The following is a 21,375-nucleotide window of genomic DNA, read 5'->3' as shown; positions in this document are numbered from 1 at the left end:
GCCACTCCCCAGCGCCGCCCCTAGCGGTCGGCAGTCTCCAGACACCGGACGGCGTACGAACGCCACGGCCGCCAGGACTCGTCGTGGGGCCCGCCGTCGGGGGCGACGTCCGGGTCGCCGAGCGCCCGCATCCGGATCAGCGCGGCGGCGCGCGGTGACATGCCGGGCAGGGCGACCAGGGCGCGCTCGGCCTCGTCGCGGTCGGCGCCCGGGTCCAGGCGTACGCGGCCGTCGGCCAGGGCGGTCGCGAGCGGTCCTGCGACCGGGTGGCCGGTGAGAGCGGCGGGTTCGGGGAAGAGATGGGTGAGCCCGCCGCAGGGCTGGTCCAGGACCTTTCCGTACGTCTCGACGAGCCGCGCGGCCTCCTCGCGGTCGACGACGGCCCGCACCGCGAACTCCTCGGGCTCGGCGGAGCCGGGTGAGCGCAGACCGGGGCGGGCGGCGACGAGCGGGGCGAGCCCGGGGTCGGCGGACAGTCGTTCCGCGACGGCGTACGGATCGGCGTCGAGGTCGAAGAGCCGGCGCAGCCGCTGGACGGCGGTGGTCAGGTCGCGCAGATCGGTCAGCTGGATCCTGGCCTCCAGCCAGGGGCCGTCCGAGCGTTCGTCGACGGCGACGATGCCCGCGCCGTACGGAAGCCGCAGTGTGCGGCGGTAGGTGCGGGCGCCGGGTCCGCCGACGACCTCCTCGATCCGCTCGACGGCTTCGCGGGAGAGCAGGTCGAAGACCTCGCGGGCGGCGTAGGCGCCGCGGTGGGCGAGGCGCAGCGGAATGCCGGCGGCGTTCGCGGCCTGCCGGGCACGCAACTCGGCGCGGAGTTCGGTCGGCGTGCGGGCGTAGATCTGCCGGATCGTGTCGTTGAACTGCCGTACGCTCGCGAAGCCGGACGCGAACGCGATCTCCGTCACCGGCAGTCCGGTCGTCTGGAGCAGCGTGCGCGCGGTGTGCGCGCGCTGGGCGCGGGCGAGTGCGACGGGCCCCGCGCCGAGCTCGCCGTTGAGCTGCCGCTGCAGTTGCCGCGCGCTGTACCCGAGCCGCCCGGCGAGCCCGGGCACGCCTTCGCGGTCGACGACCCCGTCCGCGATCATGCGCATCGCGCGGCCCACGACATCGGCCCGTACGTTCCACTCGGCCGACCCGGGCACGGCGTCCGGGCGGCAGCGGCGGCAGGCCCGGAAGCCGTGGCCGTGGGCGGCCGCTGCGGTGGGGAAGAACCGCACGTTCCTGCGCTTGGGCGTGACTGCCGGGCAGCTCGGGCGGCAGTAGATGCCGGTCGTCTCGACAGCGAAGAAGAACTCGCCGTCGAAACGGGCGTCGCGGCTGCTCACGGCTTCGTACCGGGTGTCCTCGTCCATCACCCGTCCAGTGTCGGTGGCGCACGGCCCACTTTCCGGCGGTTTTCGGACACCACGCTACCTCGCGAGTGAAACACAGCACGCCCGACCGGCGATCGAGGACGGACACCCGGGCCCACCGGCCGGTACCGGACGCTCACACCACCGGTACCGGGCAGGGGCCCGGGGCCGCCCGCACCCCGGACGTCAGCGCACCTGGCCCCGTTTGGCCTGCATCGCCGCGCGTCCCTCCGCGTGCTTCAGCTTCCAGTCGCGCCGCATGCCCGCCCGCAGGCGGGCGTCGGTCTTGGCGACGATGCGCTGGTTCTCGCGGAGGAGCTTGCGGTAGCTGTCCAGGCGACGCTCCGGCAGGGTGCCGTCCTCGATCGCGGCGCGGACGGCGCAGCCCGGCTCCGACTCGTGGGCGCAGTCGTGGAAGCGGCAGTTCTCCGCCAGTTCCTCGATCTCCGAGAAGACCTGGCCGACCCCGGTGGCCGCGTCCCAGAGACCGACGCCGCGCAGTCCGGGCGTGTCGATGAGGACCCCGCCGCCGGGGAGGGCGAGCAGGTTGCGGGTGGTGGTCGTGTGGCGGCCCTTGCCGTCGGCGTCACGGGTGGCCTGCACCTCCATGACGTCGTCGCCGAGCAGCGCGTTCGCCAGCGTGGACTTTCCTGCACCGGACACCCCGAGCAGCACGCTCGTGCCGCCGGCGACGATCGCGGCGAGCACGTCCATGCCCTCGCCGGTCAGCGAGCTCACCGACAGCACCGGCACCCCGGGCGCCACGGTCTCCACGTCCTGCACCAGGTACGACCTCCCGGTCGCGTCCGGCACGAGGTCGACCTTGGTCAGCACGACGACGGGCTGCGCGCCGCTCTCCCAGGCCAGTGCAAGGAAGCGCTCGATCCGCCCGAGGTCGAGCTCGACGGCGAGCGGGACCGCGATGATCGCGTGGTCGACGTTGGCGGCGAGGATCTGCCCCTCGGACCGCTCGGACGACGTGGAGCGGACGAAGGCCGTACGCCGCGGCAGATACGTGCGCACATAGCGCGGGCTGCCGTCCGCGTCCACGGCTGCCCAGTCCCCGGTGCAGATCACCCGCATCGGGTCGTGCGGGGTCACGAACGCGGTGTCGGCCCGGACGATCCCGTCCGCGGTGACGACGTCGCACTGCCCGCGGTCGACGCGTACGACCCGTCCGGGCACCAGTCCCTGGTCGGTGTACGGAGCGAACTCGGCGGCGATTCCCTCGTCCCAGCCGTACGGGGACAGCGGGTGCGACGCGGACGAGGAGGAGAGAGAAGCGAAAGAAGAGGAAGAGAGGGAGGAGGACAAGGGGTAACCCTTCACAAGGGTGGCCCCGGCACACGCGCGCGGTCGTGGGCGTGTGAAGTGACGAGGAAGGTCAGCCGGAGACCACGGAGATGAAATCGAGGATCTTCTGGTTCTGGGCAGCGCCCAGCGCGACGACGGTCGTCAATGTCCTCACCTCCGGTTCTTCTCGAACGGCAACGGGACACACCCTAGTCACGCCCCTCCCGGGCGCGCCAGCGAATATCCGGGACGTCGGCCGCAGGCCGTCGAGGCGTCAGGACGTCACGGTCGCCGGGAGTTCGGGCCCCGACGGCTGCTGCCCTTCCGCGAGCGGCAGGGTGAGCACCATCGTCATTCCCCCGCCCGGCGTGTCCTCCGCGCTCAACGTCCCGCCCATCGCCTCCGCGAAACCGCGGGCCACAGCGAGGCCGAGCCCGACGCCGGAGCCGCGCGGGGCGTCCCCGTACCGCTGGAAGGCGGCGAAGATCCGCTCCTTCGCCTCGTCCGGGACGCCGCTGCCGCGGTCCACGACCCGTACCTCGACACGGTCCGCGATCGCGCTCGCCGCCACGAGGACCCGCTCCCCGTCCGGGGTGTACTTGACGGCGTTCTCGACGACGTTGGCGACGGCCCGCTCCAGCAGCCCGCGGTCGACGGCGACCATCGGCAGCGTCTCGGGGATGTCCAGGACGACACTGCCCTCCGCTACCCCGACGAGGGCCATGGGGACGACCTCGTCGAGGTCGGTCTCGCGGATCACCGGGATGACCGTGCCGGTGTCCAGACGGGACATGTCGAGCAGATTGCCGACCAGGTTGTCGAGCCGGTCCGCGCCCGCCTCGATGCCCTCGAGGAGCTCGGCCTGATCCTCCTCGGACCACTCGACGTCGTCGGAGCGGAGCGAGCTCACGGCGGCCTTGATGGCCGCGAGCGGGGTGCGCAGATCGTGGCTGACGGCCGCGAGCAGGGACGTACGGATCTTGTTGCCCTCGGCGAGCTTGCGGGCCTCCTCGGCCTCGCCGACGAGGCGCCGGCGGTCGAGGACGACGGCGGCCTGGGCGGCGAAGGCGCCGAGCACGCGGCGGTCCTCGGCGGGCAGCACCCGCCCGGTCAGCGCCAGCGCCAAGTGGTCGCCGACGGGCATGTCGACATCGGCGTCCTCGGGACGGTCGACCGGATTCCGGCCCACGCTGCCCGCGCACACCCAGGGATCGACGTCGCTCGCACGCTCCAGCAGAGCCACGCACTCCATCGCGAACGTCTCGCGCACCCGCTCCAACAGCGCTTCCAGGCTCGTCTCGCCGCGCAGCACATTGCCGGCCAGGAACGACAGGATCTCCGACTCGGCGCGCAGCCGAGCGGCCTGGTGGGTCCGCCGGGCCGCGATGTCGACGACCCAGGCGACCGAGATCGCCACACCCACGAAGATGACGAGAGCGACGAGGTTCCTCGGGTCGGCGATCGTCAGCCGATGGATCGGTGGCGTGAAGTAGTAGTTCAGCAGCAGGGATCCGAACCCGGCGGACGCCAGAGCGGGGATGAGCCCGCCGAGCAGCGCCGCGGCCACGGTCAGCGACAGGAACAGCAGGACGTCGTTGGCCAGCCCCAGGTCGGGACCGACCTCCAGCAGCAGGGTCAGCACGGCGGGCCCCACGATGCCGACCAACCAGCCCCAGAGGATCCGGGAGCGGCCGAGCCGGGCGCCCCGCTGTGCCAGGGGCCGACCGCGTCCGCGGCCCGCCTCGTCGTGGGTGACGATGTGGACGTCGAGGTCGGGCCCCGACTCACGGGCGACGGTCGCGCTGACGCCGGGCCCGAAGGCGTACTGCCAGGTGCGCCGCCGGCTCACTCCGAGCACGATCTGGGTGGCGTTGACGCCCCGCGCGAAGTCCAGCAGCGCCGTGGGCACATCGTCGCCGATGACGTGGTGGAAGGTCCCGCCGAGATCCTCGACCAGGGTGCGCTGGACCGCCAGCTCCTTCGGGGACGCGGACGTCAGGCCGTCGCTGCGGGCGATGTAGACGGCGAGCACCTCGCCACCGGCGCCCTTCTCCGCGAGCCGGGCGGCACGGCGCAGGAGGGTGCGCCCCTCGGGGCCGCCGGTGAGTCCGACGACGATGCGCTCGCGGGAGCCCCAGATCTTGGAGACCCGGTGTTCGGTCCTGTACTCCTGCAGATACTCGTCGACGCGGTCGGCGACCCAGAGCAGGGCCAGCTCGCGCAGAGCGGTGAGGTTCCCGGGCCGGAAGTAGTTGGACAGGGCCGCGTCGACCTTGTCCGGCTTGTAGATGTTGCCGTGCGCCATGCGGCGGCGCAGCGCCTGCGGGGACATGTCGACCAGTTCGATCTGGTCGGCACGGCGCACGACCTCGTCGGGGACGGTCTCCCGCTGCCGTACGCCCGTTATCGACTCGACGACATCGCCGAGCGACTCCAGGTGCTGGATGTTGACGGTCGAGACGACGTCGATGCCGGCCGCGAGGAGCTCCTCGACGTCCTGCCAGCGCTTGGCGTTGCGCGAACCGGGCACGTTCGTGTGCGGCAGCTCGTCCACGAGGGCGACGGCGGGACGGCGCCGAAGCACCGCGTCGACGTCCATCTCCGTGAAGGTGGTGCCGCGGTACTCCATGGTCCGGCGCGGGATCTGCTCCAGGCCGTGCAGCATGACCTCGGTCCGCGGCCGGTCGTGGTGCTCCACGAAAGCCACGACACAGTCGGTGCCCCGTTCAACCCTGCGGTGTCCCTCGGAAAGCATCGAGTACGTCTTGCCGACGCCCGGTGCCGCGCCCAGGTAGATCCGCAGTTTGCCGCGTCCCATGTGTCTCCAGCAGATGGCGTTCGGTCGAGGTCGTCGGGACGTCGCTGCGCTGCCCGCGCTCCCGACCTGCTGTCACACGGACCGGCAAACGGGCCCTCAAGAGGAAACCGCTCTTCTGTCACGACCCGGATTCCCTTGACACATTCCATACGGATCAGGGGTACTTCTTGACGCGTTCTGTATGCGCCTGCGCCGTGCCCGAGGCGTCACAGGGGTCCACGGCCCGCCGGATGCGGCTGGACCCCGGTCATCAGGAAGTCCGGTCCGCGCCTCGTGGTCGTGAGCACCACCTGGTCACCGGCGCGCAGCACTCTGCGCGCGAACAGTGCCGCGGTCATGTTCGTCCGGTCGTCCCCGTACGTGAGCGCGAGGGCCGCCGCCCGCTCGACGCCGGCGGCCCACAGGGTCTGCTCGTCCGGTCGCGCGGCGACCAGCAGCTCGATCGGGGAGTGCGGATCGCGGTGCAGGGAGGCGATCTCGGCGCCGTGCTCGTCGCGGCGCGACGGGAGGACGACGGTGACGGCCTCGCCGCACACGGCGTCGAGTTCGACGGCGAGCCGGTGCGCGAGGCCGTCGTCCCCGCAGATCACCATGTGCTGCGAGCGCTGCCCAACTGACGGGCAGAGACGGATGGTTGAGTTCACATCGGTCAAGACTGCCCATCGGGGGGCGACGGGTTCCGTCGCGTCCGCGAGTTCGCCGTCAGGGTTCCGTACGGACGCCTGCCGCACCGGCACCACCGGCTTCGCCGGCGCCTTCGGTGACGGTGTCGGCGAAGGGCAGGGCCAGGACCATCGTCAGGCCGCCTCCCGGAGTGTCCTCCGGCGTGAGCGTGCCGTTCATGGCCTCGGCCAGGCCGCGGGCGAGGGCCAGGCCGAGGCCGATGCCGGTGGTGTTGTCGGTGTCCCCCAGCCGCTGGAACGGTTCGAAGATCCGCTCCCGGTCGGTGGGCGGGAGCCCGGGGCCGCGGTCGACGACGCGCAGTTCGACCTGGCCGGCGAGGGCGCTCGCGGTGATCAGCACCGGATGGTCGGGCGGGGTGTAGCGGGCGGCGTTGGTGACGAGGTTGGCGATCACCCGCTCGAGCAGCGGCGGGTCGGCGAACACGGGGGGGATCTCCTCCAGGTCCCGCACCACGGGCGGCGCCGCATCCGGAGGCAGCGAGTCCAGGGCCGCGGGCAGCACCTCCTCCAGGGCCGTCGCACGCAGGTCGAGGCTGAGCGCACCGGCCTGGAGCCTGCTCATGTCCAGAAGGTTGTCGATCAGACGGCTGAGCCGGGCCATGGACTCGTCGGCGGTGGCCAGCAGTTCGTCCTGCTCCTCCTCCGAGAACCGCACGTCCGGGCTGCGCAGCGAGCCTACGGCGGCCCAACCAGCGGCGAGCGGGGTGCGCAGGTCGTGGCTCACCGCCGCGAGCAGCGCGGTGCGCATGCGGTCGGCGGCCCTGACCGGTTCGACCTCGGCCGCGGCCTCGGCGAGCCTGGCCCGTTCGACGGCCGCGGCGACGTGGGCGGCGAAGGCGGCGAGCACCCGGCGCTCGGACGACGGCAGGGCGCGGCCGCGCAGCAGGAGGTGGAGGCCGGGGCCGACGGGGACCTGGGTCGCCGCGGGGTCGTCGACCTTCTGCTCGACGAGCTCGGCGGAGTCCATCCCGAAGGTCTCCTGGGTGCGGGTCAGCAGCGCGGGGATGGCCTGGTCGCCGCGGACGATGGACCCGGCGAGCGAGGACAGGGTCTCCGCCTCGGCGGTGGCCCGGGCCGCGCGCCGCGACAGTCGCAGGGACCGGTCGACGATCCCGGCCACCGTGACTGCGACGACCGCGAACACGGCGAGCGCGAGCATGTTGTCCGGATCGCTGAACGAGAACTCGCCGATCGGCGGTATGAACCAGTAGTTGAGCAGCAGCGATGCGGTCAGTGCGGCGATCAGGGCGGAGACGACCCCGCCGATGCAGGCCACGCCGACCACGGTCATCAGGTACAGCAGCGTCTCGCTGGTGAGGTTGAGACTGCCGCGGAACTGGTGGAGCACGAGGGTGAGGAGGACGGGCAGGACCAGGCCCGCCACGGGACCGGCGACCAGCCGCGAGGTGGGCAGCGTACGCCGCCGGGAGGGCAGGAGCCGGCCCTGTCCGGCCCGCTCGTGCGTGACCATGTGGACGTCGATGCCGTCGGAGAGGGCGACGGTCGTCTCACCGATGCCGCGTCCGGTGAGGAAGCGTTCGAGACGGCGGCGCCTGCTGGAGCCGAGCACGAGCTGGGTCGCGTTCTCGGCACGGGCGAACTCCACCAGTGCGGTGGACACGTCGTCCCCCACGACCGAGTGGTAGCTGCCGCCGAGACTCTCGACGAGACGCCGCTGCCGGGCGAGCGCGGAGTGCGAGGAGCCTCCGGCCAGTCCGTCGCTGCGGGCGACGTGGACGGCGAGCAGCGCGCCGCCCCGGGCCGAGCGGGCGGCGATCCGGGCGGCCCGGCGGATCAGCGTGTCGCCCTCCGGCCCGCCGGTCAGCGCGACGACGACCCGCTCGCGGGTCTCCCACACACGGCCGATGCCGTGCTCCGAGCGGTACTTCTGGAGCGCCTCGTCGACCCGGTCGGCCACCCACATCAGCGCGAGTTCGCGCAGCGCGGTGAGATTGCCCGCCCGGAAGTAGTTGGCCAGCGCGGCGTCGATCTTCTCGGGCGGGTAGATGTTGCCGTGGGCCATCCTGCGGCGCAGCGCCTCGGGGGGCATGTCCACGAGCTCGATCTGGTCGGCGCGGCGCACGACGTCGTCGGGGACCGTCTCGTGCTGCGGGACCCTGGTGATCTTCTCGACGACGTCGTTGAGTGACTCGAGGTGCTGGACGTTGACGGTGGCGACGACGTCGATGCCGGCGGCCAGCAACTCCTCCACGTCCTGCCAGCGCTTGGCGTTGCGGCAGCCGGGGACGTTGGAGTGGGCGAGTTCGTCGATGAGGACGACCTCGGGGCGGCGGCGGAGCACGCCGTCCAGGTCGAGCTCGGGATAGGTGCTGCCCCGGTACTCGCATCGGGCCCGGTCCAGGACCTCCAGGCCGTCGAGCATGGCCTCGGTGTGAGCGCGGGCGTGGCACTCGGCGTAGCCGACGACCACGTCGGTGCCGCGCGCGGCCCTGCGCCGGCCCTCGTCGAGCATCCGGTACGTCTTGCCGACGCCGGGGGCGGCACCGAGGAAGACCTTGAGGCTTCCCGGGCGGGGCGTCTTCGGAGGGGTCGCCTGCGCGGTGCCGGGCGTTGCCGCGGGCGCGGTGCCCGGCGGTTCGTCGAGCTTCAGAACTTCTCCGGGCGGATCAGGGCGGCTACCAGGTAGCCGACGAGGCAGACGGCAACGATGAGTCCGACGACGTTCTCCACGCCCATGGGCGACCAACTCCTCGTGTCCGCATGTTTCTTGGAGTATCGGATCGGGGTACAGCGAATCGCTCCCCGACCGCGGCGCACAGTCACCTTGACGGCTCTCTGGCGCCGACCGCGTCAATGCTGACGCTGTCTTGACGACTCCCATACGGATAGGGTGAGACCGGCGTGCCGGGAAGTCTGGTCGGCGGTGGGGGACCGCATGGCCCCTGTCCGAATCCCTGGGGGCGGCATGCGCAGCGTCGGAACAGTCCTGGTCCTTGTCGTGCTCGCGACCGCCGTGGCGACCGGTGCCCGCCGCTGGCGCATCCCCGCACCCTCGCTGCTCGTCGTCGCCGGTCTGGCCGTCGCCCTGATACCGGGTGTCCCCGAGGTCCGGGTGAGCCCGGAGGCCATCGGCCTCGTGGTGCTTCCGCCGCTGCTGTACGCGAGCGCCGAGGAGCTGTCGTGGCGGGAGCTGCGGGCGGTGTGGAAGCCGGTCGGTGTGCTGGCGGTCGGTCTGGTGCTGGCGTCCGCGGCCGCGGTCGGCGCGGTGGCGTCCAGCCTCACCCCGCTGTCGTGGCAGATGGCGTTCGTGCTCGGCGCGGTGCTGGCCAGCACGGATCCGGTGGCGGTCACCGCGCTGGGGCGGCGGCTGGCGCTGCCGCCGCGGGTCCAGGTGCTGGTGCAGGCGGAGAGCCTGTTCAACGATGCGACGTCGCTGGTGCTGTTCCGGGTCGCGGTGGGTGTGGCGGTGGCGTCGTCGGCCGTCTCCTGGGGGTCTGCGGGCGGCGAGTTCGCGGTACTGGCGGGCGGCGGCACGGTCATCGGCGCCGGGGTGGCGCTGGTGGTGGGGGCGCTGCGGCGGCGCACCGAGGACCCGGTGCTCGAGACGGTGATCGCGCTGGTGACGCCCTACGCCGCGTACGTACTGGCCGAGTCGGCGCACACATCAGGCGTCACCTCCGTCGTCGTCGCCGGAGTGCTGCTGGGCGGGCGCGGCGACCGGCTCACCAACGCCCGGATACGGCTCCAGCTCCACGCCGTCTACGGCACGGTGGTCTTTCTGCTGGAGAGCGTCGTCTTCGGCCTCATCGGTCTCGCCCTGCCGACGCTGATCCGCGAGCTGCCCGATGAGTACGGCATGTGGCCGCTGCACGCCCTCGCCGTCGCCGCCACGCTCGTCGCGGTGCGGATGCTGTGGCTGTTCCCGCTGTCCGCGCTCGTCCAGCGCAGGGGTGGCGCGCCCCGGACGTCCTGGCGGGTGCCCGTCGTGCTCACCTGGGCCGGGACCCGCGGCGTGGTGCCGCTCGCGGCCGCGCTCTCCATCCCCGTCGTCACGGGGGACGGCACGGTCCTCACCCAGCGCCCGCTGGTGCTCGTGCTCGCCACGTCGGTCGTGGTGGTCACGCTCATCGCCCAGGGCTTCACCCTGGCACCCGTAGTGCGCCGCTCCGGCATCGCCCTCGAACCCGACCACACCGAGCGGGAGGAGGCCGAGGCCCGGTGCAGCCTGGCGGGCGCGGGGCTGCGGCGGCTGGACGAGCTCTCCGAGCTCGAAGCCGTCCCGGACGTGGTCCTCGACCGGCTGCGCCGGAGCTTCCAGGCGCGCCTGGAACACGCGAAGGACCGGCTCGGCGACGCGGATCCCGCGGAGTCGGCGGACCATGTGTACCGGCAACTGCGCCGCGATCTGATTCTCGTCGAGGCGGACGAACTGCAGCGGCTGTACGACGACCACCTCATAAGCGACACGACCCGCAGACGTCTCCAGCGCTCGCTGGACCTGGAGGAGGCGCGGCTCGCCGACGCGTAGGTGGCGTGCCGGGGGACTTTTCCCCACCCCGCCCCTTCCCGAACTGTGGGCTTCGCCCCCAGCCCCCCACGGGGACTCCGCCCGGGCCCCTCACGCCCCGGCGGGCGTAAGGCCCTCCCCGGCGAAGCTCGTTCTCGGGGCTCCGCCCCGGTCCCTTCTCCCTCCGCCCTGGCGGGCGCGGGGCGTTGACTCCCTTGGAGCCCGCCCGGACGTGGTCACGATCAAGCCCGTCCGGCGCTTGAGCACGGCCGCTCGGCCCACCCCACTGCCGCCAGGCCCAGTTCCTGCCTGCCCGACGCTCGAGGACAGACGCCCCGCCCACCGCACGATGCAGGGCAGGATCAACCCCGTCCGGCGCTCAAGGACAGACGCCCCGGCCCACCGGACCGCACCGGCCACACCACCAAACCCGTCCGGCGCTCAAGGCCGGACACCCGAGCCCACCCCACTGCCGCCAGGCCCAGTTCCTGCCTGCCCGACACTCGAGGACAGACGCCCCGCCCCACCGCACGATGCAGGGCAGGATCAACCCCGTCCGGCGCTCAAGGCCGGACACCCGGGCCCACCGGACCGCACCGGGCTCGCCCCTCGCGCGGCGGAGCGCACCGCAGGCGCGCTCTCAGCGGAACTCGGCGAGCCGCGGGCGCAGGCCCAGTGCCGTCAGTGCCGCCGCGGCGAGCAGGGCCGCGCCGGCCGCCGGCAGAAGCCAGGCCACCGCGCTCCTGCCGTCCCGGACCGCGTTCGCGAACGCCGCCCGGTTGATCCCGGTCACCCGGTCGAGCGCAGCCATCCACTCGCCGAAGTGCGCGTTCGACATCCCCGGCTCCCAGCTGATGCAGAACTCGACGGCCTCCCGCTCCTTGCCCTGAACCACCAGGGACCTGATCGTGCGGTCGTCTCGCTGATAGACGGCGTACCGTTCGACCGTCTCCTCCGCGGCCTCCCGCTCCCCGGCGAAGGTGATGTTGTCCAGCTCCCGGCGGAACTCGCCCGCGAAGACCCGGTCCTCGTGGTCGGCCCGGTAGCGCGCCCAGGTCTCGTCGAGTTTCCTGTCGTACGTGGCGAGCTCCGCACCCTCGATGCCGTACAGCTGCTGCGACTTGGCGAGGAATCTCTGCTCGTAGGAGTCACGGCGGGCGGGATCGAGCAGATAGCGGCTCTCGTCGGCGTTCGCGTCGTAGGCGATCGCGCGGGCGCGGGACAGGGCGACGACGGAGTCGAAGGCGTCGCGGCGGGCGACCCGCAGCTGCTCGCCGGATGCGGTGACGAATTGGAGACCGAGGACGAGGGCGGTGAGCGCGCAGACGGTGGCGGCCAGCAGGGCCGGGTTGAGGACGCGGTGGAAGCGCCGGCCCACGTACCACTGGAGCAGTACGAGGACCGCGAGCAGCGCAAGGCCCAGCCCGAGCAGCACGGCCGTCCGGCCGGCGAGGTCGGAGCGCTCGGAGGCGTAAGTCGCTTCGAATGCCGCATTGTTGGCCTCGACGAGCCGGCGCGCCTCGGGCAGAAGCCGGTCTGAGAGCAGATCGGTGGCGGCCCGGTAGTCGATGAGGGCGTCCGCCGCGCCACCGGACCGGCTCGCGTTCTCGAGTGCCCGGCCCAGCAGCTCCTGGTAGCGGGCGAAGTCGGCGGTGAGCGTCTCCACGGTGCGTTGCGCCTTCGGATCGCCCTCGGCGGCGACGGCGAGCGTGCGCAGTTCGTGGCTGATGGTGCCCCGCGCCTCGGTGTAGAGGGTGGTGGCCTTCTCGTACGGGACGGTCAGCCGGCCCTCGCCCGCGTCGCCTCCTGCGAGCAGGATGTTGGCGGCCTGGGCGTCCATGTCGTTGAGTGCGAGGTTGAGATCGGCGGCGCTCACGGTCTGCGGAGCGTGCCGGTCGGCCACCCGGTCCCAGGTCCGCGAGGCGGCGAGCCCGGTGACGAGGAGCAGCACACCGCAGGCGACGGCCATGAGGAGGGTCGCGGTGCGCAGCAGGCGCAACCGGGCGGGCAGGGTGGCCCAATAGCGTCGGCGTAACGTGTCCGCGAGGGCTCGGGCCCGCGTGACGACGGGGACCGAGGGCCGTCCCGGTCGCGGACCCCCTCGTGACCGCGGGCCGGGACGGACCTCTTCCAGGACGACCGGCTGTAGCTCATGCACGGCACCAGTCCTGGCCCCCGCTTCCGGACTGCGCGTGCCTCCAGCGGTGATGGTCACTCGCCCTCCACGTCACGCCACGGACGGTCGTCCGCTCCCCCGTGGCGCTCAGTCTGCGGCTGCTTTCGGTCACCCCCGCAAGCGCTGACGCGTCCCTGATGCGCTTTCGGCAGGGCTTGACGCGTCCTTGACGAGGAATGACAGGGTGCCGTTAAGGGCGCACAAGTTCGTCCCGCATCAGGCCCTTTGAGCCCCGGCTGGGCATTAGATTCCTCTGCGGCCGCCGGAGACCGTGGACGTCAGTGGCATGACAGAGCTCCGGCCGAACCTTCGGCCAGGGGGGTGTCCCGAACCATCAGGACATTCGCCCGGTCTCCGGCGGACGAGCCGCGGCGGCGCCTCGTCGGCCTGCTGCTGCGCGCCCGTGAGCCGCCCTGTCGTCGCCGGGGCCCAGGCGACGACAGGGCCCGGCGGCCACCCCCCGTCCCCTCGGCTCAGCCGAACCCACCAGAAGGTCTCCGCGATGCATCCCGCCGCGCCCCGACAGGCGCCCACGATCCCGAGGTCTCCCGATCCGGCCGGCCCGGCGTCCGGTCACCGCCCGAGCCGCAGGCGTGCGGGCCAGAGCGGGCTCTTCGATCCCGCACAGCTGCTGAAATCGTTCCCCGACGCGCTGCGCAAGCTCCATCCGCGGGCACTGGTGAAGAACCCGGTGCTGTTCGTCGTCGCGGTCGGATCGGTGCTCACCACGTTCTCCGCCCTGGTCCATCCGTCCGTCTTCACCTGGGTGATCAGCGTCTGGCTGTGGCTGACGGTGATCTTCGCGAATCTGGCGGAGGCGGTCGCCGAGGGCCGCGGCAAGGCACAGGCCGAGTCGCTGCGCCGGGCGCGTACGGACACGGTCGCGCTGCGGCTGCGCCACTGGCGCTACGGCACCGATCTGGACCTGGCGGACACGGAGGCCGTCGCCGCGACCGATCTGAAGCTCTTCGACTTCGTCCTCGTCGAGGCGGGCGAGCTGATCCCCGCCGACGGCGATGTCGTCGCCGGTGTCGCGGCCGTCGACGAGTCCGCCGTCACCGGTGAATCGGCGCCGGTGATCCGCGAGTCGGGCGGCGACAGGGCCGGGGTGACGGGTGGCACCACGGTGCTGTCCGACCGGATCGTCGTCCGCGTCACGTCGCGGCCCGGGCACTCGTTCCTGGACCGGATGATCGCCCTCGTCGAGGGCGCGTCCCGGCAGAAGACGCCGAACGAGATCGCGCTCAACATCCTGCTCGCGTCCCTGACCGTCATCTTCGTGCTGGTGGTCGTCACGCTCCAGCCGATGGCCGGTTTCGCGAACGCCGCCCAGTCCACCACCGTGCTGGTCGCCCTCCTGGTCACGCTGATCCCGACCACGATCGGCGCCCTGCTCTCGGCGATCGGCATCGCGGGCATGGACCGGCTCGTCCAGCGCAACGTGCTCGCCATGTCGGGCCGGGCGGTCGAGGCCGCCGGTGACGTCAACACCCTGCTCCTGGACAAGACGGGCACCATCACCCTCGGCAACCGCGAGGCGGCCTCCTTCGTCCCGCTGCCCGGTGTCGACGAGCTCGTCCTCGCGGACGCCGCCCAGTTGTCGTCGCTCGCCGACGAGACTCCGGAGGGCCGCTCGGTGGTGGTCCTGGCCAAGGAGAAGTACGGGCTGCGCGCCCCTGCCGAAGGGGAGCTCGCACACGCCCGGTTCGCGGAGTTCAGTGCCCAGACCCGGATGAGCGGCATCGATCTGCACTGGGACAACGGCGCCGCCTGCCACATCCGCAAGGGCGCGGCCGCACAGGTGATCGACTGGGTGGAGATGCGCGGCGGGCGTGTGCCCGGCGAGGCCCGCGAATGGTCCGACGCGATCTCCACCGGGGGCGGTACGCCGCTGGTGGTGGCCGTCCACGACTGGGACGGGCCGCGCGTCCTCGGCATCATCCACCTCAAGGACGTCGTCAAGGAGGGGATCCGCGAACGCTTCGACGAGCTGCGCCGCATGGGCATCCGTACGGTGATGATCACGGGTGACAACCGGCTGACCGCCAAGGCGATCGCCGAGGAGGCGGGCGTCGACGACTTCCTGGCGGAGGCCACTCCCGAGGACAAGATGGCGCTGATCAAGCGGGAGCAGGCGGGCGGCAAGCTCGTCGCGATGACGGGTGACGGTACGAACGACGCCCCGGCGCTGGCCCAGGCGGACGTCGGCGTGGCGATGAACACCGGTACCTCGGCCGCCAAGGAGGCCGGGAACATGGTGGACCTCGACTCCAACCCGACCAAGCTCATCGAGATCGTCGAGATCGGCAAGCAGCTCCTCATCACCCGCGGCGCACTGACGACCTTCTCCATCACGAACGACGTGGCGAAGTACTTCGCGATCATCCCCGCGATGTTCGCGGGCGCCTACCCGGGCCTGGAGGCGCTCAACGTCATGGGACTGCACAGCCCGACGTCGGCGATCGCCTCCGCCCTCATCTTCAACGCCCTGATCATCGTGGCGCTGATCCCGCTGGCGCTGCGCGGCGTGCGCTACACGCCGGCCTCCGCGCACGACCTGCTGCGGCGAAACCTCGCGGTGTACGGACTCGGCGGCCTGGTCCTGCCCTTCGTCGGCATCAAGCTGATCGACCTCGTGGTCTCGACGATTCCCGGGCTGGGCGGCTGAGCCGTTCCACCGTCAGGGGATCGTCAGGGACCTGCGGTTGCGCTTGTCCCCGCACACTCCGGCACGGTTCGATGGAAACGTGAACAGCGAGTGGCTCCTGCTCGACCGGCCGCCGAATACGGCGCCCCGTCGTGCGCCCCGCTGCCCGGAATCGCTCGCCTCCTCCCTCCTGCGCCCTCATGGGCGCGGGGGGACACCCTGACGCGCATTCCGTAGCCCCAGGGGCGCCGTGACTCTGTCCGGCGCCCCTTTTTCATGCCCGTAGAGCATCACGTACCCATGGAAGATCCATGCCTGAATCTGACGTTTTGTCCCGTACTGTCCTGGTGACCGGAGCCACCTCCGGCATCGGCTTCGAGACCGCTCGGCTCCTCGCCGAGCGTGGCGCCACCGTTCTCGTCCACGGCCGCACCGCCGAGGAGGCGGGGGCCGCCGTCGACGCGCTCGTCGCCACCGCCGGGATCGACGCGGCGCGCCTGTGCGCGTTCTCCGCGGACTTCTCCCATCTCGAAGAGGTCGAGACGATGGCCGCCCGCGTCGTCGCCGAGCACCCGCACCTGGACGTCCTCGTCAACAACGCGGCTGTCGCCGCCCCCGAGCGCCACACGATCACGGCCGACGGCAACGAGCTGGCGTTCCAGGTCAACTTCCTGGCGCACTACCTCCTCACCAGCCTGCTGGAGCAGGCGCTCACCAGCGAGCCGGGCGGCCGCGTCGTCAACGTGTCCTCCTCGCTCCACCGCACCGCGTCCATCCAGTGGAGCGACCCCAACCGGGCGCGCCGCTACTCCCGGCTGGCCGCATACGCCCAGTCGCAGCTGGCGCTGACCGTCTTCGCCGCCGACCCGCGCGTGACGGCCGTCTCGATCCACCCGGGCATCTGCGAGACCGGCCTGCTCCCGCTCTACGCCCACCAGGGCGCCACGCCCGCCGAGGGCGCCGCCCACATCGTGCGGCTGTGCGACCCGTCGGTCGACATCGTCAACGGCGCCTACTACGACCGCGACCAGCGCGTCGAGCCGGCGCCCGGCTCCACCGAGGAGCGCACGGTCAAGCGCCTCACCAAGCTCGCGGACGTCCTCGTCCACCAGAACGCCTGAAGGGAAACACCACCTCCATGTCCAAGCGCGCACGCAAGAAGAGGGCTCGCCGCAAGAACAAGGCGAACCACGGCCGCAAGGCAGGCCAGCGCTGAACCCCGCGGGGGCGGCCCCGTCCGGGCCGCCCCCGCATCCGTTCCCGCCGCCCCGTCCCCGCCCCACTCCCCCGTGTCCGTATCCGCTCCGCCTACGAGGAGACCCGACCCCGTGATCACCCTCGCGCAGCACCAACTACCCGACCTCGGCGGCCGCTTCCCCGCCGGAGCCCCGGGACCTGCCGCGCTGTCCGAGCACGTACGCGTCACCGGCATCGGCCGGTGGTGGGCGGACCGCGCCGTGGAACCCCAGGCCGTCGCCGTCAGCTGCGCGGACCAGGCCGTACTCAGCGGCAACCCCGGCGCACTGTCCCCGGAGACCCTCGTACCGCTCGCAGGCCACCACATCGTCGCGCCCGCCTCCTTCCTTCCGGTCCTCGGCGCCGCCTTCGGACGGATCCATCCCTGGGAGCGCATGGTGTACCTGCGCCGGTCACCCGCCACCGCGCCCCGCCCGCCGCGCGGTGTGACCGTGCGGCGGCTGGCCCCGGGCGACGCCCCGGCGCTCGCCGCGATCGAGCCGGGTCTGGCGTGGATCCACGCCAGCTGGGGCGGCCCCGCGGGGCTCGCCTCCTCCGGCGTGGGCTGGGCGGCCTTCCACGGGGCCGAGATCCTTGCCGTGGCCTGCACGTACTTCCTCGGCAGCGCGTACGAGGACATCGCCTGCGCCACCGTGCCGGGAAACCGTCGCCGGCATCTGGGGCTCGCCTGTGTCACGGCGCTCTGCGAGGACATCGCCTCCCGGGGCCACCGCCCGAGCTGGACGTGCTCGCGGGACAACCGCCCGAGCCGGCTGCTGGCCTGGTCCGCCGGTTTCCGGCTGGAGTACGAATACGTGCACTACGCAGCCGGGCAGCCCCTCTCCCCGTACGCGCCGGACGTCGCCGCCTGAGGGCGTCCGTACCCGGCTGTCCCGGACTGTTCCCCGCCGTCCCAGGCAGCTCCCCGCCCGCCCCGGCCGCACCGCCGCCTGCGGTGGCGACCCTCCTGAATCTGTTGAAGGGTGTGGAGGGAGTGATTCCTGCGCGGGGATGACATGGATGAGGTGAGCGGCCTTGGCAGCCACAGCGCGTGGGGTGCAGGGCGCGCCCTGCTGGGTGAGCCTGACGGCACAGGACGTGAAGGCCGCGCAGGACTTCTACGGCGCCGTCTTCGGCTGGGAGTTCGAGCCCGGCGCCGACGGGCAGGGCTCGCACGTCGTCGCGCACGCGGACGGCATTCCGGTCGCCGGCCTGGTGGAGTCCACGCAGACCATGGGCGTGAAACTGCCGGTCACCTGGACGGCCTATTTCGCGGTGGACAGTGCGGATGCCGTGGCGTCGCGCATCAGGGAACGGGGCGGCACGGTCGCCGTGGGCCCGCTCGCGTTCGGCAGCGGGCGGGTGGCGTGGGCTGCCGACCCGGTGGACGCGCTGTTCTGCATCTGGGAGGGGCCCGTCGACGTCGGCTGGCACGCCGGGCGCGGGACGAACTCCGCGGCCTGGCTGGAACTCCACACCAGGGACCCGTTCGGCTCGGCCCTGTTCTACGGCGGAGTGTTCGAATGGGACTCGCAGGCGCCGGAGCGCATCGACGTGCGGTACGAGCACGACCGGGTGCTGCTGTGTGTCGACGGGCGCACGGTGGCCGGGATGTACGGCGGCGGCGTCACGGAGTCCACGGACCCGGTCGTCCGGCCGCGGTGGCATGTGCACTTCTGCCGCTCCGATGTGGATGCCACGGCCGGGCGGGCGGCCGTTGCGGGCGGCACCGTCGTGACGCCCCCGCACGACACCCCGTTCGGGCGGGCGGCGACGCTCCGCGACCCCGAGGGCGGTCTTTTCCACCTCACCTCCGGGGAGGGGAGCGAGTTTGACGAGGGTGCGCCGCCGTGCCCCCCTGCACCGGAGAACGCCGAGTCCTGAGCACCGTGACATCGAGCGTGTCACGCACCACCGTGCACAGGTGAGTTGAGATGGATCAGACCAAGACATCCGATCAATCTCCTTGATTCCGCCCGAAAATCCGGACAGAAGGGTGTTGCCGGCGCCCATACATCTGATAGGCATTGCGGCGCAGGGGTTCAAGGGCGGGGACGACATGATGCGCAGCACCACGGTGGGGCGGAGCGGCTGTCCGGTGACCGGGCTGGGCTTCGGGGCGGCCGGGATCGGGAATCTGTACAGCGCCGTGTCGGAGGAGGCCGCGGCGGCCGCGCTGGACGCCGCCTGGGGGGCGGGTGTGCGGTACTTCGACACCGCGCCGCACTACGGCCTCGGGCTGTCCGAGCGACGGCTCGGGGCGGCCCTGCGAGGCCGGCCCCAGTATGCGTACACGGTGTCCACCAAGGCCGGGCGGATCCTGGAGCCACTCGAGCACGTGGACGAGGCTGCCCACGGCGAGGGTGCGTACGGTGACGATCTGGAGAACGGGTTCGCGGTGCCCGCGGCGTACCGCAGGCGCTGGGACTTCAGCGCCGAAGGGGTGCGGCGCAGCGTCGAGGAGAGCCTGGAGCGGCTCGGACTCGACCGGATCGACATCGTCTATCTGCACGACCCGGACGACCACGGCGAACAGGCCTTCCGCGAGGCGTATCCCGCCCTGGAGCGGATGCGCGCGGAGGGAACCGTGCGGGCGATCGGCGCGGGCATGAACCAGGCGGAGATGCTCGGCCGCTTCGTCCGTGACACGGACGTCGACGTGGTGCTGTGCGCGGGGCGGTTCACGCTGCTCGACCAGCGTGCCGCGGACGAGCTGCTGCCCCTCGCGGCGGCGCGCGGCCGGAGTGTCGTCATCGGCGGGGTCTTCAACTCCGGCCTGCTGGCCGATCCGAAGCCGGGAGCGACGTACGACTACCGCGCGGCCGACCCGGACGTGCTCGAACGGGCGCTGCGCATCAAGGCCGTGGCCGAGCGGCACGGCGTACCGCTGCGGGCCGCGGCGCTGCGCTTCCCGTTCCGGCATCCGGCCGTGGCGAGTGTGCTGGTGGGGGCGCGGTCGGCCGACGAGGTCGAGGACGCGGCGAGGATGCTGGCCGTGCCCGTGCCCGACGGACTGTGGGCCGAACTGGAGGAGGAAGGACTGGTGAAGCGGTCATGAGGGTCGCCCTGCACACGCGGGTCCGCGCCGACCGGATCGAGGAGTACGAGACCGCGCACCGCGAGGTGCCCGAGGAGCTGCAGGAGGGGATCCGCGCCGCGGGCGCGAGCTCCTGGACGATCTGGCGCAGCGGCACCGAGCTCTTCCACCTCATCGAGTGCGACGACTACGCGCGGCTGCTCGCCGCGCTCGATGGCCTGCCGGTCGACATCTCCTGGCAGGCGCGCATGGCAGAGCTGCTCGACGTGGTGCACGACTATTCCGCCGACGGCGCCGGCGCCGGGCTGCCCGTCGTCTGGGAGCTCTGACCGCCGTGCGCGTCGTCGATGCCCACCACCACCTCTGGGGCCTGGCGCTGCGCGACCAGGACTGGATCAGCGGTCCCGAACTCGCCCCGATCCGCAGGGACTTCCTCCTGCCGGAGCTGCGATCCGAGGCGCAGGCGGCCGGGGTGCAGGCGACCGTGCTCGTCCAGACGGTCACGGTCGCGGAGGAGACCCCCGAGTTCCTCGCCCTCGCCGGCGGACCGGGCGGCGATCTCGTCGCGGGCGTCGTCGGCTGGACGGACCTCACCGCGCCCGATGTCGCCGACAGCCTCGCCGCGCTGCGCGAACTCCCGGGCGGCGGCCGGCTCGTGGGCATCCGCCACCAGGTGCAGGGCGAGCCCGACCCGCAGTGGCTGCTGCGCGACGACGTACGGCGCGGACTGGCCGCGGTCGCGGACGCCGGACTCGTGTACGACCTGGTGATCCTGCCCCACCAGCTGAAGGCCGCGAGCCGGGCGGCGGTCGTGCACCCCGGTCTGACGTTCGTCCTGGACCATCTGGGCAAGCCGCCGATCGCGAGCGGCGAACTGCAGCCCTGGGAATCCTCGGTGCGCGAGCTCGCGGCGCTGCCGAACACGGTCTGCAAACTGTCCGGCATGGTGACGGAGGCGGACTGGAGGGCCTGGACGGCGGACGATCTGCGGCCGTACGCGCGGACGGTCCTGGACGCCTTCGGGCCCGGCCGGACGATGTACGGATCGGACTGGCCGGTGTGCCGGCTGGCGTCGTCGTACGGCGAGGTGCTGGACACCGCGCGCGCACTCACGGAGGAGCTGACCGAGGACGAGCGGGCCCTCGTCTTCGCGGGGACGGCGGACCGCGTCTACGGGCTCGCGGACGGCTGACGGGCCGGGTGCCGGGCCTGCCCGGCACCCGGCGTCACGACCGCCCGGACTGCACTCGCTCCACCATGTCGACGAGGGTCGGCAGATGGCTGCCCTCGATGTTCTTCACCGAGGTGACGAGCGCGATCCGGCCGCCGCGGGCGAGCGAGAGCAGCCGGTCGAGGGCCTCCGCGGCCGGGCCGTGCTCCAGCTCCTGCCGGTAGCGGGCGTCGAACTCCTCGTAGCGGGATGCGTCCTTGTGGTACCAGGTGCGCAACTCGCCGGAGGGGGCGACCTCCTTGAGCCATACGTCGACGGCGGCCCGCTCCTTGGACACGCCCCTGGGCCAGAGCCGGTCGACGAGGACGCGGGTGCCGTCGTCCGGATCCGGGTCGTCGTAGACCCTGCGCACGGTGATTGCCTCCATTCCGCCAGCCTGGGGCGGACGGCCGTGCGCCGCAAGCGCGGAAAACATCCTCATTTCGTCGCCT

At 72.3% G+C, this 21,375-nt stretch carries 16 protein-coding genes and 1 pseudogene; 9 read left to right on the top strand and 8 right to left on the bottom strand.

Going from position 1 to position 21,375, the window contains the following annotated elements; genetic code table 11:
• Positions 1–20: 20 nt before the first annotated feature.
• From ACWCP0_RS03120 to kdpF, 6 genes and pseudogenes are all read right to left on the bottom strand, one after another.
• Positions 21–1,355: a DNA-3-methyladenine glycosylase 2 family protein gene (locus tag ACWCP0_RS03120; protein ID WP_451077117.1), complete on the bottom strand. Its 1,335-nt coding sequence runs from the start codon at positions 1,353–1,355 to the stop codon at positions 21–23.
• Positions 1,356–1,541: 186 nt separating this feature from the next.
• Positions 1,542–2,606 carry a ribosome small subunit-dependent GTPase A gene (gene rsgA, locus ACWCP0_RS03115; RefSeq protein WP_451077375.1) on the bottom strand — a complete coding sequence of 355 codons (1,065 nt, stop codon included), beginning with the start codon at positions 2,604–2,606 and terminating at the stop codon, positions 1,542–1,544.
• 316 nt (positions 2,607–2,922) lie between these two features.
• Complete coding sequence (locus ACWCP0_RS03110; RefSeq protein ID WP_451077116.1) at positions 2,923–5,466, bottom strand: ATP-binding protein; 2,544 nt, start codon at positions 5,464–5,466, stop codon at positions 2,923–2,925.
• 308 nt (positions 5,467–5,774) lie between these two features.
• Positions 5,775–6,059: pseudogene (locus ACWCP0_RS03105) on the bottom strand (NAD-binding protein); the annotation flags it as partial.
• A 109-nt stretch (positions 6,060–6,168) separates the two neighbouring features.
• On the bottom strand, positions 6,169–8,760 hold the full coding sequence (locus ACWCP0_RS03100) for an ATP-binding protein (RefSeq protein ID WP_451077374.1): 2,592 nt from the start codon (positions 8,758–8,760) through the stop codon (positions 6,169–6,171).
• On the bottom strand, positions 8,757–8,846 hold the full coding sequence (kdpF, locus tag ACWCP0_RS03095) for a K(+)-transporting ATPase subunit F (protein WP_351222293.1): 90 nt from the start codon (positions 8,844–8,846) through the stop codon (positions 8,757–8,759). The genes ACWCP0_RS03100 and kdpF overlap by 4 nt, the downstream gene beginning before the upstream one ends.
• A gap of 229 nt (positions 8,847–9,075) precedes the next feature.
• Here kdpF and ACWCP0_RS03090 point away from each other — a divergent pair, with 229 nt between their 5' ends.
• Positions 9,076–10,638 (top strand): Na+/H+ antiporter, encoded by a 1,563-nt coding sequence (locus ACWCP0_RS03090; RefSeq protein ID WP_451077115.1) that lies wholly within the window; start codon positions 9,076–9,078, stop codon positions 10,636–10,638.
• 619 nt (positions 10,639–11,257) lie between these two features.
• Here ACWCP0_RS03090 and ACWCP0_RS03085 read toward each other — a convergent pair.
• Positions 11,258–12,616, bottom strand: coding sequence for a hypothetical protein (locus tag ACWCP0_RS03085; protein ID WP_451077114.1), 1,359 nt, complete (start codon positions 12,614–12,616; stop codon positions 11,258–11,260).
• A gap of 679 nt (positions 12,617–13,295) precedes the next feature.
• On the opposite strand from ACWCP0_RS03085, the gene kdpB reads away from it, so the two are divergent.
• From kdpB to ACWCP0_RS03045, 8 genes are all read left to right on the top strand, one after another.
• Positions 13,296–15,461, top strand: a complete 2,166-nt coding sequence (kdpB, locus tag ACWCP0_RS03080; RefSeq protein WP_451077113.1) for a potassium-transporting ATPase subunit KdpB — start codon at positions 13,296–13,298, stop codon at positions 15,459–15,461.
• 290 nt (positions 15,462–15,751) lie between these two features.
• On the top strand, positions 15,752–16,561 hold the full coding sequence (locus tag ACWCP0_RS03075) for an SDR family NAD(P)-dependent oxidoreductase (RefSeq protein ID WP_451077112.1): 810 nt from the start codon (positions 15,752–15,754) through the stop codon (positions 16,559–16,561).
• Positions 16,562–16,578: 17 nt separating this feature from the next.
• The gene (locus tag ACWCP0_RS03070) at positions 16,579–16,656 is read left to right on the top strand and encodes a 50S ribosomal protein bL37 (protein WP_451077373.1); all 78 of its coding nucleotides are present in this window, start codon (positions 16,579–16,581) and stop codon (positions 16,654–16,656) included.
• Between the two features lie 112 nt (positions 16,657–16,768).
• The gene (locus ACWCP0_RS03065; RefSeq protein ID WP_451077111.1) at positions 16,769–17,548 is read left to right on the top strand and encodes a GNAT family N-acetyltransferase; all 780 of its coding nucleotides are present in this window, start codon (positions 16,769–16,771) and stop codon (positions 17,546–17,548) included.
• A 163-nt stretch (positions 17,549–17,711) separates the two neighbouring features.
• Positions 17,712–18,560, top strand: a complete 849-nt coding sequence (locus ACWCP0_RS03060) for a VOC family protein (RefSeq protein WP_451077110.1) — start codon at positions 17,712–17,714, stop codon at positions 18,558–18,560.
• A gap of 178 nt (positions 18,561–18,738) precedes the next feature.
• Positions 18,739–19,734: an aldo/keto reductase gene (locus ACWCP0_RS03055; protein ID WP_451077372.1), complete on the top strand. Its 996-nt coding sequence runs from the start codon at positions 18,739–18,741 to the stop codon at positions 19,732–19,734.
• Positions 19,731–20,042 (top strand): L-rhamnose mutarotase, encoded by a 312-nt coding sequence (locus tag ACWCP0_RS03050; protein ID WP_451077109.1) that lies wholly within the window; start codon positions 19,731–19,733, stop codon positions 20,040–20,042. Before ACWCP0_RS03055 ends, ACWCP0_RS03050 begins: the two co-directional genes overlap by 4 nt.
• Positions 20,039–20,905 carry an amidohydrolase family protein gene (locus tag ACWCP0_RS03045; RefSeq protein WP_451077371.1) on the top strand — a complete coding sequence of 289 codons (867 nt, stop codon included), beginning with the start codon at positions 20,039–20,041 and terminating at the stop codon, positions 20,903–20,905. Before ACWCP0_RS03050 ends, ACWCP0_RS03045 begins: the two co-directional genes overlap by 4 nt.
• A gap of 34 nt (positions 20,906–20,939) precedes the next feature.
• Here the strand turns inward: ACWCP0_RS03045 and ACWCP0_RS03040 are convergent, their stop codons facing one another.
• Positions 20,940–21,311 (bottom strand): DUF488 domain-containing protein, encoded by a 372-nt coding sequence (locus ACWCP0_RS03040; RefSeq protein WP_451077108.1) that lies wholly within the window; start codon positions 21,309–21,311, stop codon positions 20,940–20,942.
• Between the last annotated feature and the right edge of the window lie 64 nt (positions 21,312–21,375).

It is taken from the genome of Streptomyces sp. NPDC001970 (assembly GCF_053594115.1).
The sequence above is the reverse complement of the archived record's forward strand: the minus strand, read 5'-3'. Positions and strand labels throughout refer to the sequence as shown.

Coding starts and splice junctions, on each gene's coding strand:
- kdpF (WP_351222293.1), bottom strand. CDS start 8,846: ATGGGCGTGGAGAACGTCGTCGGACTCATCGTTGCCGTCTGCCTCGTC.
- ACWCP0_RS03040 (WP_451077108.1), bottom strand. CDS start 21,311: ATGGAGGCAATCACCGTGCGCAGGGTCTACGACGACCCGGATCCGGAC.
- ACWCP0_RS03075 (WP_451077112.1), top strand. CDS start 15,752: ATGCCTGAATCTGACGTTTTGTCCCGTACTGTCCTGGTGACCGGAGCC.
- ACWCP0_RS03120 (WP_451077117.1), bottom strand. CDS start 1,355: ATGGACGAGGACACCCGGTACGAAGCCGTGAGCAGCCGCGACGCCCGT.
- ACWCP0_RS03090 (WP_451077115.1), top strand. CDS start 9,076: ATGCGCAGCGTCGGAACAGTCCTGGTCCTTGTCGTGCTCGCGACCGCC.
- ACWCP0_RS03055 (WP_451077372.1), top strand. CDS start 18,739: ATGCGCAGCACCACGGTGGGGCGGAGCGGCTGTCCGGTGACCGGGCTG.
- kdpB (WP_451077113.1), top strand. CDS start 13,296: ATGCATCCCGCCGCGCCCCGACAGGCGCCCACGATCCCGAGGTCTCCC.
- ACWCP0_RS03050 (WP_451077109.1), top strand. CDS start 19,731: ATGAGGGTCGCCCTGCACACGCGGGTCCGCGCCGACCGGATCGAGGAG.
- ACWCP0_RS03070 (WP_451077373.1), top strand. CDS start 16,579: ATGTCCAAGCGCGCACGCAAGAAGAGGGCTCGCCGCAAGAACAAGGCG.
- ACWCP0_RS03110 (WP_451077116.1), bottom strand. CDS start 5,466: ATGGGACGCGGCAAACTGCGGATCTACCTGGGCGCGGCACCGGGCGTC.